Origin of the sequence: Streptomyces sp. Tu 2975 (genome assembly GCF_009832925.1) — a bacterium.
Lineage (GTDB): Bacteria > Actinomycetota > Actinomycetes > Streptomycetales > Streptomycetaceae > Streptomyces.
The window spans coordinates 1666646-1679548 of sequence record NZ_CP047140.1 but is presented as its reverse complement, the minus strand read 5'-3'; the positions used below and the strand labels follow the sequence as shown (position 1 = coordinate 1679548).

The 12903-nt window shown below is 70.1% G+C and carries 11 protein-coding genes and 1 pseudogene; 4 read left to right on the top strand and 8 right to left on the bottom strand.

Going from position 1 to position 12903, the window contains the following annotated elements:
• Window positions 1-5: 5 nt before the first annotated feature.
• The 4 genes and pseudogenes from pucL (at window position 6) to GLX30_RS07365 (ending at window position 5127) form a co-directional block, all read left to right on the top strand.
• The gene (gene pucL / locus GLX30_RS07380; RefSeq protein WP_159685079.1) at window positions 6-929 is read left to right on the top strand and encodes a factor-independent urate hydroxylase; all 924 of its coding nucleotides are present in this window, start codon (window positions 6-8) and stop codon (window positions 927-929) included.
• Window positions 930-1177: 248 nt separating this feature from the next.
• Window positions 1178-2017, top strand: a pseudogene (locus GLX30_RS07375) (solute carrier family 23 protein); the annotation flags it as partial.
• Window positions 2018-2062: 45 nt separating this feature from the next.
• Entirely contained in the window at window positions 2063-3463 is a 1401-nt protein-coding gene (locus tag GLX30_RS07370; protein ID WP_159685077.1) for an 8-oxoguanine deaminase, read from the top strand.
• 257 nt (window positions 3464-3720) lie between these two features.
• The gene (locus tag GLX30_RS07365) at window positions 3721-5127 is read left to right on the top strand and encodes a nucleobase:cation symporter-2 family protein (RefSeq protein ID WP_159685074.1); all 1407 of its coding nucleotides are present in this window, start codon (window positions 3721-3723) and stop codon (window positions 5125-5127) included.
• Between the two features lie 81 nt (window positions 5128-5208).
• Here GLX30_RS07365 and GLX30_RS07360 read toward each other — a convergent pair whose 3' ends face one another.
• From GLX30_RS07360 to GLX30_RS07325, 8 genes are all read right to left on the bottom strand, one after another.
• The gene (locus tag GLX30_RS07360) at window positions 5209-6090 is read right to left on the bottom strand and encodes a lysozyme (RefSeq protein ID WP_159685071.1); all 882 of its coding nucleotides are present in this window, start codon (window positions 6088-6090) and stop codon (window positions 5209-5211) included.
• A gap of 327 nt (window positions 6091-6417) precedes the next feature.
• The gene (locus tag GLX30_RS07355) at window positions 6418-7278 is read right to left on the bottom strand and encodes an ABC transporter permease (RefSeq protein ID WP_159685068.1); all 861 of its coding nucleotides are present in this window, start codon (window positions 7276-7278) and stop codon (window positions 6418-6420) included.
• An 11-nt stretch (window positions 7279-7289) separates the two neighbouring features.
• Window positions 7290-8222: an ABC transporter ATP-binding protein gene (locus tag GLX30_RS07350; protein WP_159685065.1), complete on the bottom strand. Its 933-nt coding sequence runs from the start codon at window positions 8220-8222 to the stop codon at window positions 7290-7292.
• Entirely contained in the window at window positions 8219-8563 is a 345-nt protein-coding gene (locus tag GLX30_RS07345) for a transcriptional regulator (RefSeq protein WP_159685062.1), read from the bottom strand. The genes GLX30_RS07350 and GLX30_RS07345 overlap by 4 nt, the downstream gene beginning before the upstream one ends.
• On the bottom strand, window positions 8560-9072 hold the full coding sequence (locus GLX30_RS07340) for a hypothetical protein (RefSeq protein WP_208545382.1): 513 nt from the start codon (window positions 9070-9072) through the stop codon (window positions 8560-8562). Before GLX30_RS07340 ends, GLX30_RS07345 begins: the two co-directional genes overlap by 4 nt.
• Before the next feature lie 135 nt (window positions 9073-9207).
• Complete coding sequence (locus GLX30_RS07335; RefSeq protein ID WP_347879695.1) at window positions 9208-9417, bottom strand: hypothetical protein; 210 nt, start codon at window positions 9415-9417, stop codon at window positions 9208-9210.
• Window positions 9418-9583: 166 nt separating this feature from the next.
• Window positions 9584-10840 carry an ATP-grasp domain-containing protein gene (locus GLX30_RS07330; RefSeq protein WP_159685059.1) on the bottom strand — a complete coding sequence of 419 codons (1257 nt, stop codon included), beginning with the start codon at window positions 10838-10840 and terminating at the stop codon, window positions 9584-9586.
• A 561-nt stretch (window positions 10841-11401) separates the two neighbouring features.
• Complete coding sequence (locus tag GLX30_RS07325; RefSeq protein ID WP_159685056.1) at window positions 11402-12901, bottom strand: isochorismate synthase; 1500 nt, start codon at window positions 12899-12901, stop codon at window positions 11402-11404.
• Window positions 12902-12903: the final 2 nt, after the last annotated feature.

The following is a 12903-nucleotide window of genomic DNA, read 5'->3' as shown; positions in this document are numbered from 1 at the left end:
CAGACATGCCCACGATTCTCGGCCAGAACCAGTACGGCAAAGCAGAGAACCGAGTCGTCAAGATCACGCGGGACGGCGACACCCACCACATCAAGGACCTGAACGTCTCCGTCGCCCTCTCCGGCGACATGGACGACGTCCACTACTCCGGCTCGAACGCCAACGTCCTGCCGACCGACACCACCAAGAACACGGTGTACGCGTTCGCCAAGGAGTACGGCATCGAGTCGGCGGAGCAGTTCGGCATCCACCTCGCCCGGCACTTCGTGTCGAGCCAGGAGCCGATCCACCGGGCGCGCATCCGCATCGAGGAGTACGCCTGGGAGCGCATCGCGACATCCGACGGCAACTCGAAGTTCATCGGCGCCGACGAGGTCAAGCACTCCTTCGTCCGCAAGGGCCAGGAGACCCGGACCACCCAGATCACCTACGACGGTGAGCAGTGGGAGGTCGTCTCGGGCCTCAAGGACCTGACCGTGATGAACTCGACCAACTCCGAGTTCTGGGGCTACGTCAAGGACCGGTACACGACCCTCAAAGAGGCGTACGACCGCATCCTGGCCACCCAGGTCGCCGCCCAGTGGCGTTACAACTGGACCTCGGACGAGGACCGGATGCCCAACTGGGACAAGTCCTACGACCAGGCCAGGAAGCACATGCTCGAGGCCTTCGCGGAGACGTACTCGCTGTCGCTGCAGCAGACCCTGTACCAGATGGGTTCGCGCATCATCAACAGCCGCAGCGAGATAGACGAGATCCGCTTCTCGCTCCCCAACAAGCACCACTTCCTGGTGGACCTCGAGCCGTTCGGCCTCAAGAACGACAACGAGGTCTACTTCGCGGCCGACCGCCCGTACGGCCTGATCGAAGCCACCATCCTGCGGGACGGCGTCGAGCCGAAGATCCCGGTCGACATGACCAACCTCTGACGCGGGACCGACCTGCCCCCGCCCGCCCGCAGCCGGGCGGGGGCCGGCCGGACCGGAGGACTCTCATGGCACAGCTCGTACTGGAGACGGTGGAAGGGTCCCGTGCCCACATGGGGAGCACGGGGCCTCGTCCGGCGGCTCGATGTGGCCGCTTTCCTCATTGCCGCCCGTGTGTACGCGGGTGTGGTCACCGTTCCTGGTCATCGGGCCGGAGTGCCCTTCTTCTCGACGGGGCGCCCCGAACGGTCACCCTCGCCGTCATCCTGCTCCTCCCGCGCTTCGGCCGCGGCTTCCTCAGACAAGTGGCGCTGCTGCTCGGCCTGTTCATCGGCACGCTCGCCGCGATCCCCTTCGGCATGGCCGACTTCTCGGCGCTGCGGGAGGCGCCGGTCGCCGCGCTGCCGAGTCCCTTCGCCTTCGGCGCCCCCGAGTTCCGGCCCGCCGTGATCCTGTCCCTGTGCATCGTGATGCTGGTCCTGATGGCCGAGTCCAGCGCCGGGATGCTCGCCCTCAATGAGATCTGCGACCGCCGCAGCTTCGGCAGGACGATCACCCGCGGCCCGCGCACCGTCGGCATCGCGACGTTCCTCGGGCCCGTCTTCGGCGGCTTCCCCACCTCCGCGTTCGCCCAGAACGGGGGCGTCGTGACCCTCACCCGGGTCCGCAGCCGCTACGTCGTCGCCGTCGCCGGCGGCACCCTGCTGGTCCTCGGTGCCTTGCCCGTCCTCGGCGCCGTCGTCCCGCTCGTCCCGATGCCCGTCCTCGGCGGTGCGGGAATCGTCCTGTTCGGCTCGATCGCCGTCAGCGGAATCCGCACCCTCTCCGAGGCCCGACTCGACGACAGCTCCGACATCATCCTGGTGGCCGTGGCCGTGGCCGTGGCCGTGGCCGTGGCCGTGGCCGTGGCGCTCGGCGCGGGCATCATCGCGCTCGCCGCGCCCACCTTGTACGCGGACTTCCCGGCCTGGGCACGGACCGTGCTCGGCTCCGGCATCGGCGCCGGAGCGCTCGTCGCGGTCCTGCCCAACCTCTTCTTCCACCATCTCGGCACCCGCAGCCGCCCGGCTGTGGCACTCAAATCCTCCTAGGGTCCTGCCGTGCCCACCACGCCGCCCACAGAAGAAGGAAGCACCATGGCACCTTCGGCAGCCCGGACCGGAACGGTCGACCGCATCGTCATCGAGAACTGTGCGATCGCCACCGTCGACGCCGACGACACCGAGTACGCCTCCGGCCATGTCGTCGTCGCGGGCAACAGGATCGAGTCCGTCGGAGCAGGCAAGGCACCAGAGGGCCTCACGAACGTGGTACGCCGCATCGACGGCACGGGCCACCTCGTCACTCCCGGCCTGATCAACACCCACCACCACTACTACCAGTGGATCACGCGCGGTCTCGCCACCGACCACAACCTCTTCAACTGGCTGGTGGCGCTCTATCCGACCTGGGCGCGCATCGACGAGCCGATGGTCCGTGCCGCCGCGCAGGGCTCGCTCGCGATGATGGCCCGCGGCGGCGTCACCACCGCCATGGACCACCACTACGTCTATCCGCACGGCTCGGGCGACCTGTCCGGCGCGATCATCGGCTCCGCCCGTGAGACGGGCGTACGGTTCACCCTCGCCCGCGGGTCCATGGACCGCGGCACGTCGGACGGCGGCCTGCCGCCGGACTTCGCGGTCGAGTCCCTGGAAAGCGCGCTGGCCGCCACCGAGGAGACCATCGACAAGCACCACGACGCCTCGTTCGACGCGATGACGCAGGTCGCCGTCGCGCCGTGCTCGCCGTTCTCCGTCACCACCGAACTGCTCAGGCAGGGCGCGGAGCTGGCCCGGCGCAAGGGCGTGCGGCTGCACACCCACGGGTCCGAGACGGTCGAGGAGGAGGAGTTCTGCAAGGAGCTCTTCGGGATGGGCCCCACCGACTACTTCGAGTCGACGGGCTGGCTGGGCTCCGACGTGTGGATGGCGCACTGCGTCCACATGAACGACTCCGACATCGCGGCCTTCGCCCGCACGGGCACCGGCGTCGCGCACTGCCCCTCCTCCAACGCCCGTCTGGCGGCCGGCATCGCCCGCGTCCCCGACATGCTGCGGGCCGGTGTGCCGGTGGGACTCGGCGTGGACGGCACCGCCTCCAACGAGTCCGGTGAACTGCACACCGAGCTGCGCAACGCGCTGCTGATCAACCGGCTCGGTGCCCACCGCGAGGCCGCCCTGAACGCCCGCCAGGCACTGCGCCTCGGCACCTACGGCGGCGCTCAGGTCCTCGGGCGGGCGGACGCGATCGGATCCCTCGAACCGGGCAAGCTCGCCGACCTGGTGATGTGGAAGCTGGACACCTTCGCCCACTCCTCCATCGCCGACCCGGTCGTCGCGCTCGTCTTCGGCGCGGCCGCGCCGGTCACCCTCTCCCTGGTCGACGGCAGGACCGTCGTCGAGGGCAACCACCTCACCACGGTGGACGAAGACGCCATCGCCCGCTCCACGCGGGACGAGGCGCAGCGCCTGGCGCGGATCGCCGCACAGGGCTGAACCCGGTAGTCCGGTCGAGGGGGACGGCCCTCGACCGGCGGCCGTGGACCCGAGCGGGGTCCACGGCGGCCGTCGCCGGGAGGCGCGTACGACAAAGGTGCGTGCCTCCCGGTGGTGGCGCCCCCTGCCCTCCGGCACGGGGACGCCGCCCGCACACCGGCTCGGGCGACCCGGTACGTGCACCACCGCACCACCTGCACCACCTCCTTGACACCACACGTCCACCGACGACGTGTAACCCGACCGGAGGCACCGCCGTGGCCGTGCACAACTCGACCGCCGAAGCAGAGGACCGGAAGCATCCGGTCGACGAAACCCTGCCCCCCTTCAAGATGTTCACCAGCGGGCTGCAGCATGTGGCCGCCATGTACGCGGGAGTCGTCGCCCCGCCGATGATCGTGGGACCCGCCGTGGGTCTCAGCGCCAAGGACACCGCGTTCCTGATGGGCGCGAGCCTGTTCACCGCCGGTATAGCCACCCTGCTCCAGACCCTCGGCTTCTGGCGCGTCGGCGCCCGGCTGCCGTTCGTCAACGGCGTCTCCTTCGCCGGCGTGACGCCGATGGTCGCCATCGGCAGGGACCGGGGCTACGACGGAATCGCCGTCATCTTCGGCGCGATCATCGTCGCCAGCGTGCTGGGCTTCGTGCTCACCCCGTACTTCTCCAAACTGGTCCGCTTCTTCCCGCCCGTCGTCACCGGCACCGTCATCACCCTGATCGGTGTGTCGCTGCTGCCCGTCGCCTTCAACTGGTCTCAGGGCGGCAACTCCACGGCGGACGACTACGGCTCCATGAAGAACATCGGCATGGCAGCCCTCACCTTCGTGATCGTGCTGGCGCTGCGCAAACTGCTGCGCGGCTTCATGCAGCAGATCGCCATCCTGCTGGGCCTCGTCGCCGGCACGGTCGTCGCCGTGCCGCTGGACATGACCAACCTCGACGCCATCAAGGACGCCGGGATCGTCGGCTTCCCCACCCCGTTCCACTTCGGCGCACCGCAGTTCGAGATCGCCGCGATCGTGTCCATGTGCATCGTGATGCTGGTCTGCATGACCGAGTCCACGGCCGACATGCTTGCGCTGGGCCGGATCGTGGACCGCCCGGCGGACGAGCGGACGATCGAGGGCGGCCTGCGCGCCGACACCCTCGGCTCCGCCATCAGCCCGCTGTTCAACGGGTTCATGTGCAGCGCCTTCGCCCAGAACATCGGCCTGGTCGCCATGACCAAGGTTCGCAGCCGGTTCGTCGTGGCCGCGGGCGGCGGCATCCTGATCCTGCTCGGACTCTGTCCCGTCGCCGCGTCCGTCATCGCGCTCGTCCCGCTGCCCGTCCTCGGCGGCGCCGGCATCGTGCTCTTCGGCTCCGTCGCTGCGAGCGGTATCCAGACGCTGGCCACGGCGGCACTGGAGAAGGGCGAGAACGCGCTGATCGTCGCGGCGGCCGTCGGTATCGGACTGATCCCGATCGCCGCGCCGGAGTTCTACCACGCGTTCCCCGAGGACGCGCTCGTGGTGCTCGACTCGGGCATCTCCACGGGCTGCATCGTGGCGATCGTGCTGAACCTGGCGTTCAACCACCTCGGCAAGCGGGGGAGCGCGACGGAGGAGGACCCCTCGTCGGTGGAGAAGGGGAGCGCGGTCGCGGAGCCGGCCGCCGTGCACTGAGACACCCACATCGCCGCCGGGTGGAGCCGTACCGTCACGGCTCCACCCGGCGGCGTTCCGCTGTGCCGGGGACGCGTCGCGTCAGGCGGTGTTGTTCGCGAGCGCGATCAGCCGTGTCATCGAGCCGTTGAACTTGTTGCGGTCCACGTCTCCCGCGACGCCGCTGACCCGGCCGGTCGCGGTGTACTGCCAGAAGGTCCATGTGGGGAAGCCGTTGGGGATGTTCGGGCTGCTGACGCCCCAGTGGGCGACCCATAGGGGCGCCTTGGTGGACATACCGGTCCAGTTGCCGGTGCAGGTGTTCCACCAGCTCGCGGTCGTGTAGATGACGACGTCCCGGGTCGTTCGCGCCTTGTACGTGTTGTAGAAGTCGTTGATCCAGGTGCGCATCTGGGTCGTCGACAGGCCGTAGCACATGGCGCCCGACGGGTTGTGCTCGATGTCGAGGACACCGGGCAGCGTCCTGTTGTCCCGGGACCAGGCGCCGCCGTTGGAGGCGAAGAAGTTCGCCTGGGTCGCCCCGTTCGAGTAGTTCGGCCGGGCGAAGTGGTACGCCCCGCGGACCAGGCCGGCGTTGTAGGAGCCGGTGTAGTTCGCGCCGAAGCGCGAGTCCTTGAAACTGGTGCCCTCCGTGGCCTTCATGTAGGCGAAGTCGATCCCGGCGCTCTTCACGGAGCCCCAGTTGATCGCGCCCTGCCAGTGGGAGACGTCGATCCCCTGGACGCCGCTCGTGTCCATCGGCGTGATCGGGCCGCCCGCCTCGGCGGCGCCGGGCTGCTCGATACGGGTTCCCGAACCCATCCAGGCCTGACCGGCCTTGACGGGCATGTCCGGCGGGGGCGGGGCGGCGGCGGCCGTACCGGTGGTGGTCATGAGCAAGGCACCGGCCGAGACCAGGGCGCCGATGACGGTGGCGGTCCTCGGTCTTCCGCGACGCGCGAATCCAATTCGTGACACAGGCATGACGGCCTCCTGGCTGGGTGGGGGATCGGCGGACGAGCGTCAGGCGCACGACTCCCCAGGGGGTTCCGCAGGAAGTCATGGACACGTCATATGAGTAAGTCACTGTGACGCCCGGGCGTAAAGGGGCGGTCCGAAGTCCCTATGGCCCAGACCTGTGGCGCTTCGGCGGACCTGGGGGAACGCCCGTTGCGGCACGGCAAGTTTCAGCGGCGAGGGCGGTGCCGCCATGGGGGATGGCGGCTGGGTGGCGGCTCCCGATTCACGTTCGGCAGGGTGACCCAAGGCCGTCGAGGCAGGCCGCGGCGCAGCCCGGTGGTCGCGGGCTGCCTACGCGGCCGGCGCGCCGCTCTGTGCCGCCTTGCGGTGACGGGCGGTCAGCCGCGATCCGGACTCGCGGCGGGCGGCGCGGCGCAAGAGCGGTACCGCGAGGAGGAACCCGAGCACCGCCCAGGCCGTGAGGACCAGGGCGACCATGGGCAGTTCCCAGGAGCCGGCCGCCTCGGCGGTCCGTGCCGAGTCCGGGAGCAGCGCCGAACGCAGGCCCTGCGCCATCCACTTGAGCGGAAAGAACGCGGCCACCTGCTGGACCGGCACGGGCAGTGCGGTGATCGGGAACACCGTCCCCGAGGTGAGCAGCAGCCCCATCGTCGGCAGCATGATCAACGCCAGGGCCTCGCGGGGGTTGGGCAGTACGGCGCCTATGGCCGCGCCGAGCGGTACGACGGCGAGCAGCCCGAGTGTGGTGACCCACAGCAGCGTCAGCCAGTCGCCCGGCCCGTGCGGTAGTGGCCCGTCCGCCAGCAGCGCCCCGGCGACCAGGAGCAGCGCCAGGGTGCCGACCGCCAGGACGACCACCAGCAGGCACTTGGCGACGAGGTAGGCCGGTATCCCGCCGGGCGTGGCGCGCAGCCGCAGCAGGGTGCCCTCCTCCCGCTCGGTCACGAGGATCTGCGGGAGGTTGATCAGCCCGACCTGGAACAGCAGGTAGGCGGCGAAGCCCGCCAGCACCAGATGAGTCATCGGGGTTCGGGTCCCTGGTACGTCGTCGCTGACGTAGGCGGCGACGAGCAACGCGACGACCACGTTGGTCAGATGGCCGGACATCTCCTTGCCGTTGCGCAGGAGGTGGCGCAGCTCGATTCCGCCGCGCTGGAGCCCGGCACGCCGGCTGTTCGTCCCGTTCGTCATGTGTGCCCCCCTCATGCGGCCGGTGCCTCCTCGTCCGCGCCCCTGTCCGTGCCGTCGGCCCCGTCCGTGCCGTCGGCCTCCCGGTGCACCATGTGCAGGTAGGTGTCCTCCAGCGTCGGGCGGCGGACCTCCAGGTCGGCGATCGGGCCGTCCGCGTGCCGGTGCAGTTCCCAGACCAGCCGTGAGGGGCCCTCTGTGCGTTCGCGGCGGGGCGTCCCGTCGTCGGCCGTCCAGCGGACCTCGGCCTGGGCGGCGGCTCGCCGGGCCAGTTCCGCGGGTGTGCCACAGGCCCGGATCCGGCCGCCGACCAGCATGGCGATCCGGTCGGCGAGCCGCTCGGCCTCCGCCAGGTCGTGGGTGGTGAGCAGGACGGTGACGCCCTCGTCGCGGGCCAGCTGTTCGACCAGGACGTGGAACTCGTGCCGCGCCTGAGGGTCGAAGCCGGTGGTCGGCTCGTCAAGGAAGAGGAGTTCCGGGCGGCCGACGATGCCGAGCGCGACGTCGAGGCGCCGGCGCTGGCCGCCGGACAGCCGGTCCACCTGCCGGCCGGCCTGGTCGGTGAGGCCGACCAGGGCCAGCAGTTCGGCCGGGTCGCGCGGGTCGGGGTAGTAGGTCGCGAAGTGGGTCAGCAGCTCGGCGACCCGCCAGCGGCGGTGGTCGCGCCAGGACTGCAGGACCAGGCCGATCCGGGCCCGCCACGCGTCGCCGCCCCGCTCGGGATCCGTACCGAGGACGCTCACCTCCCCGCCGGAGCGCTGCCGGAAGCCTTCCAGGACCTCGACGGTGGTGGTCTTCCCGGCGCCGTTGGGCCCGAGCAGCGCGAAGACCTCGCCGCGGTGGATGTCCAGATCGACGCCGCGCAGGACGTCGACAGCGCCGTACGCCATGGTCAGATCGCGTACCCGGATGACGGGCTGGACGTCGGTAGGCCCGAACGTCGTCATCGGCCCGCCTCCGCGTGGGGCTGCTGTTGTGCCGCCCCGGTCGCGGGTCCGGCGCTGTCGACGATGGCCCGGAGTGCCGCCACATGTCCCTCGAAGGCGGTGCGACCCCGGTTCGTCAGCCGTACCTTCGTACGGCGGTTGCGGCCGCCGCCCTCCTTCTGGACCTCCAGGTATCCGACCCCCTCCAGGGTGTGCAGCTGCTTGGAGAGCGCGGAGTCGCTGAGCGAGAGGCTGTCGCGGACGAACGCGAAGTCCGCCCACTCGGTGGCGGCGAGCAGCGCGACCACCGACAGCCGGGTGGCGGGGTGGATCAGCTCGTCGAATCCGGCGGGGGTGCTCATCGGCCGGCCTCCTCGTCGGCCGCCGGTGCGCCGCCGCTCCGCACCGAGTCGGCCACCCAGCGGTTGGCGCGACCGAGGGTGAGCAGGTACACGGCCACCGCGGCCGTGGCCTGGATGAGGCCGCCATGGATCGGCTCCAGTGGCTCGGTCAGGTGGTCCGACAGCACGATCGTCCCGCCGACCAGCACCGCCGCCGCACCGAACGCGGCCCACATACGCCCGGGGCAGTGAGTGTGGTGCAGTTGCATCCGGCTCCGGCGGCTGCTCATCACGATCAGCATGCTCAACAGGCCGACGTAGGCGGCTACGAACAGTCCGACGCCCCACTGGGGCAGGTCCATGCCGACGCCGGCAAGGAACACCCACATGAGCGCCGCCGTGCCGTAGGTCATGCCGCGCCCGCCGGACGCGGAGCGCTCGAACTCGTCGTACACCCGCTCCTGCGGCACTCGGATGCGCTGGAGATCCTTCCATGCCTGTTCGGCATCCACCGGCATGCTCACGGCCATCGCCCTCCCGTCCCCGGTTACTTTCCTACGAGGAAAGTTACTCTCGGCTTTCCTGGTAGGCAAGTCGGAGGTTTGCCGGTACCGGGAGGCGGGAGCCGTAACGGTTACGACGGTCGGGCCACGGTCAGCAGCTGCTCATCCCGCCGCTCCCGCGGCACGAAGCGCACCCGCGGATGCCCGGGTTCCGGCCCACCGACAGCCGCAGGGCCCCCACCGCGCCAGGACCAGGCCGATCGCGACGGCCGCGGTCGTCGCGATCGCGCCGCCGACCGCCAGGCCCGCCCGTACGCCGCACGCGTCGGTGATCCAGCCCGCGATCGGCGCGCCCAGGGGTGCGCCGCCCATGAACACCATCATGTAGAGGCCCATCACACGGCCCTGGTGCCGGCGGACGACGGCTGCCGCCCCACGGCCACACGTCGGTGCAGGGGGTCGGTGCCGTCGTGGGCGTCCCTGTCAGGAAACGAGCCGACGCCTCACCGCGCATCGAACCGCCAGTCGGACGACCAGATCAGACCACCTCGTAGAAGCCTTCGCCGTCCATGTACCGCGCCGACAGGATGTTGTGCATGACGACGCTCTCGGTCTCGTGCACGAGGTACACGCGCATGGGGTAGGTCCAGTCGTCGATCGAGCGATGGATCTCGTCGCCCGGGTGCACGTTCAGGGTGATGTCGTGGAAGCTCTCCAGCCCGCGGAGTTCGGCCATCTTCGGATAACTGACGAGCTTGCCCGCCGCCGGCGAGACCATGTTGACGATCCCGGCGTGCCGGGTCAGTTCGTAGCCGCTCTCCCAGCGCTCAAGGAAGCGCTCGGGGTCGACGTACGCGTCCACGGTCCAGTCCAGCTGACTCTCGCCGATCGCGCCCTTGGTCGGGACATGCACGTCCGCACCGCAGATCCGGGCGGCACTCTCGACCAGCCGTGGGCCCTGCGGCGTCAGCTTGAGCTCGGTGTGCGCGGGACCGTTGCGCACCCCCAGGGCATCCAGGACCAGGCAGTTGTACTCGACCAGCGCGTCCTGGTCCGAACCATGACGGGGCATCAGCTGCGCCCCGGCCGCCATGTCGTGCACCCCGTTGGCGCCGAGGTGGTGCATCTTCCAGATGTCCGTGACGTGGTGCTTGCCGTCCAGGCTCACGGTGTTCACGATGTACTCACTGCCGACCAGGTATTCCTGTGCCAGCACCGCGTGGTTGTGCAGTTCCAGCGCGCTCTCGGTGCCGATCAACGCCTCGAACGCAGCGCGCACCTGGTCCGCGTCGTCACAGAAGTAGACGCCGTCGCTTCCCGCGCTCTTCAACGGCTTCAGCACCACCCGGCCTTCGGCCTCCTGGTACCAGGCGAGCAGCGTGTCGAGGTCGGTGGCCAGGATCTGGCCGGCGCCGGGCACCCCTGCCTCCTTGACCGTCTCCATCATGCGGAACTTGTCCCGGCGGGACGGGCTGAGCGCCGTGCCGTTCGTCCGCAGGCCGAGCGCCTCGCTCAGCAGGTCCGCGACCTCGACCCCGCTCTCGATGCCTGCCAGCAGACTCACCGGCGCGTGCGCGGCGAGGGCCGCGACCGTTGCGGCGACATCCCCCGTGTACACGATGTTGGCGGTGAAGTCCGATGCCCGGAAGCTCTTCTCGTACCCCGCCGGAATCGCCGGGGTGCTCTGGACGTGGACGCATTCATAGCCGCGTTCCCGGAAGAGCGGGGCAAGGGATCGTGCGCTCGAATACGCGTCGACGATGACGACGCGGGGGGCGGCAGGCTTGACGGTCATTCTTACCTCACTATTTATTGTGGACTGATGCGTTCGGCGGTGACGGTCGATCTCGTCGAGGCCGTTCTGACCGGAACGCCGGGCTGTTCAGGCGTGGCGACGACGCCCGGTGCCCCGGTTGCGCGGTGACCATCCGCTGCCTGTAGCGGGCGAGCCCGACCTGCACGGCGGCGTCGACGACCGCGACCGCGGCGAACCCCTGCTTGCCCACGCGGCGTTCACGGGTCCCGAAGGTGGGGGTCTCGATCACATTCGTCTCCCGTACCGGGCGGGGTGGACGTTCACCGGTCTCGAATTCCGCGGCGGCCGGAGTTTCCAGGACCGACCCGGACGACCGAGGTGATCGTCCTTGCGGAACCGGCAGCGGGGCGGGGTGTTCTCCGCGCACCCGCCCGCCGCCGGTTCATGGGTGGTCACGAACGAATGCCGCGTCCCCAGCTGTTGTGTGAGGTCCCGCCCGGCGGCTTCCTCCCGTGCCCGACAGGCTCGCGGAGTCCCCGGTGACCTCCAGGACCCGGCCGGGGCCGACCCTGGTGAGGGAGGACTCGGACGGGATACCGGTCACTCGATTCCCAGGGCGGACATCATCGGGCGCAGCTTCGCGCAGGACTCCGCGTACTCCGCCTCGGGATCGGAGTCGGCCACGATGCCGCAGCCGGCATACAGCGAGGCGGAGGGACCGTCGACCAGGGCGGATCGTATGGTGACCGCGAATTGGCCCTGTCCGGAGCGGTCGGCCCAGCCGACTACTCCCGCGTACCAGCTCCGGTCGAGCCCCTCGTTGTCGGAGAGCCAGCTCAGCGACTCCTTGCGGGGGTGCCCGCCGAGGGCCGGGGTGGGGTGGAGACGGTCGACGAAGTCCAGGATTCCCGCGGTGGAGTCCGCCGCCAGCTCGCCGCGGACCTTCGTGGACAGATGCTGGACGTTGGCGAGCTTGACCACGCTCGGTTCCGCATCGGAGGCGACATCGACGCACGAGTCCCGCAGGGCGTCGCGGAGCATCTGCACCACGACGTCGTGCTCGTGCTGGATCTTGGCGCTCCCGGCCAGTTCGATGGCGAGTGCCGCGTCCTGTTCCGGGGTGAGCCCGCGGGGCGCCGTGCCGGCCAGTCCCAGCGCATGCACCGCCCGCCGGTCGACCCGTACGAGGTATTCGGGTGTTGCGCCGAGGAAGGTGTACTCCTCGTGGTCCACCGCGAAGACGGTGGTGTCGGGATAGGCGCTGCGCAGCCTGTTCACCGCGGTCGGCACGTCGAACGGGCTGGAGGCGGTGACCCGCAGCTCGCGCGCCAGCACCACCTTCTCGAAAGCGCCGTCCCGGATCCGGCCGGTCGCGCGGTCGACCAGCCCCTTCCAGTGGTCGGCGTCCGGCAACTCGGTCCTGGTGTACGTCCGTCCGCTTGCGTACGCGGACTTCGGCGCTTCGGCGGCAGCCTCCGGCGGAAGGCAGAGGTCGGCCAGATGGATCAGGCCGTTGGCCACCTGCTCGGGGTCGCTGTCGTGCAACAGCATCGCGTTGAGGCGCAGTTCGGCCGGGCCGGGACGGTCGGTGGCGGCCTGGTCGGGCACCGTGCCACGGAACTGCAATGCGGGCACCCACATCAGGGCGTCGGGAAGGCGTTCCTTATCCGAGGCGTCCTCGGGGCTGAACGCGAAACCGCCGATGGCCAGGGGGCCTTCGCCCGCGGGCAGTTCGGTGACCGCTGTTCCTCCTGAGACGAGGTCCCGGGTCAGGGCCTGCCAACCGTCGCGGACGGATGCGACACGGTTCGCGCCCCGTCCCCGCAGATCACGCGCCGATCCGATCGCGACGACGGATCCGCGGTCCCATGCCGACTGCCACAGGAAGGAACGCGGCGTACCGCGACGGGCCCGACTCCAGATCGCGACAGGGTCAGCGAGCGAGAGCGGCTTGGCCCAGCTGGCGAGGACAGGACGCTGACTGCGGCGGGCCTGGTCGAGGGCGCGCCGGCAGGTGGCCAGCAGGCTGTCCCGGTCGGTACGTTCGAGCGCCGTGACGGGCCGCTCAGGGGTGACCACCGGTGTGGCAGTGGAGGTCATGC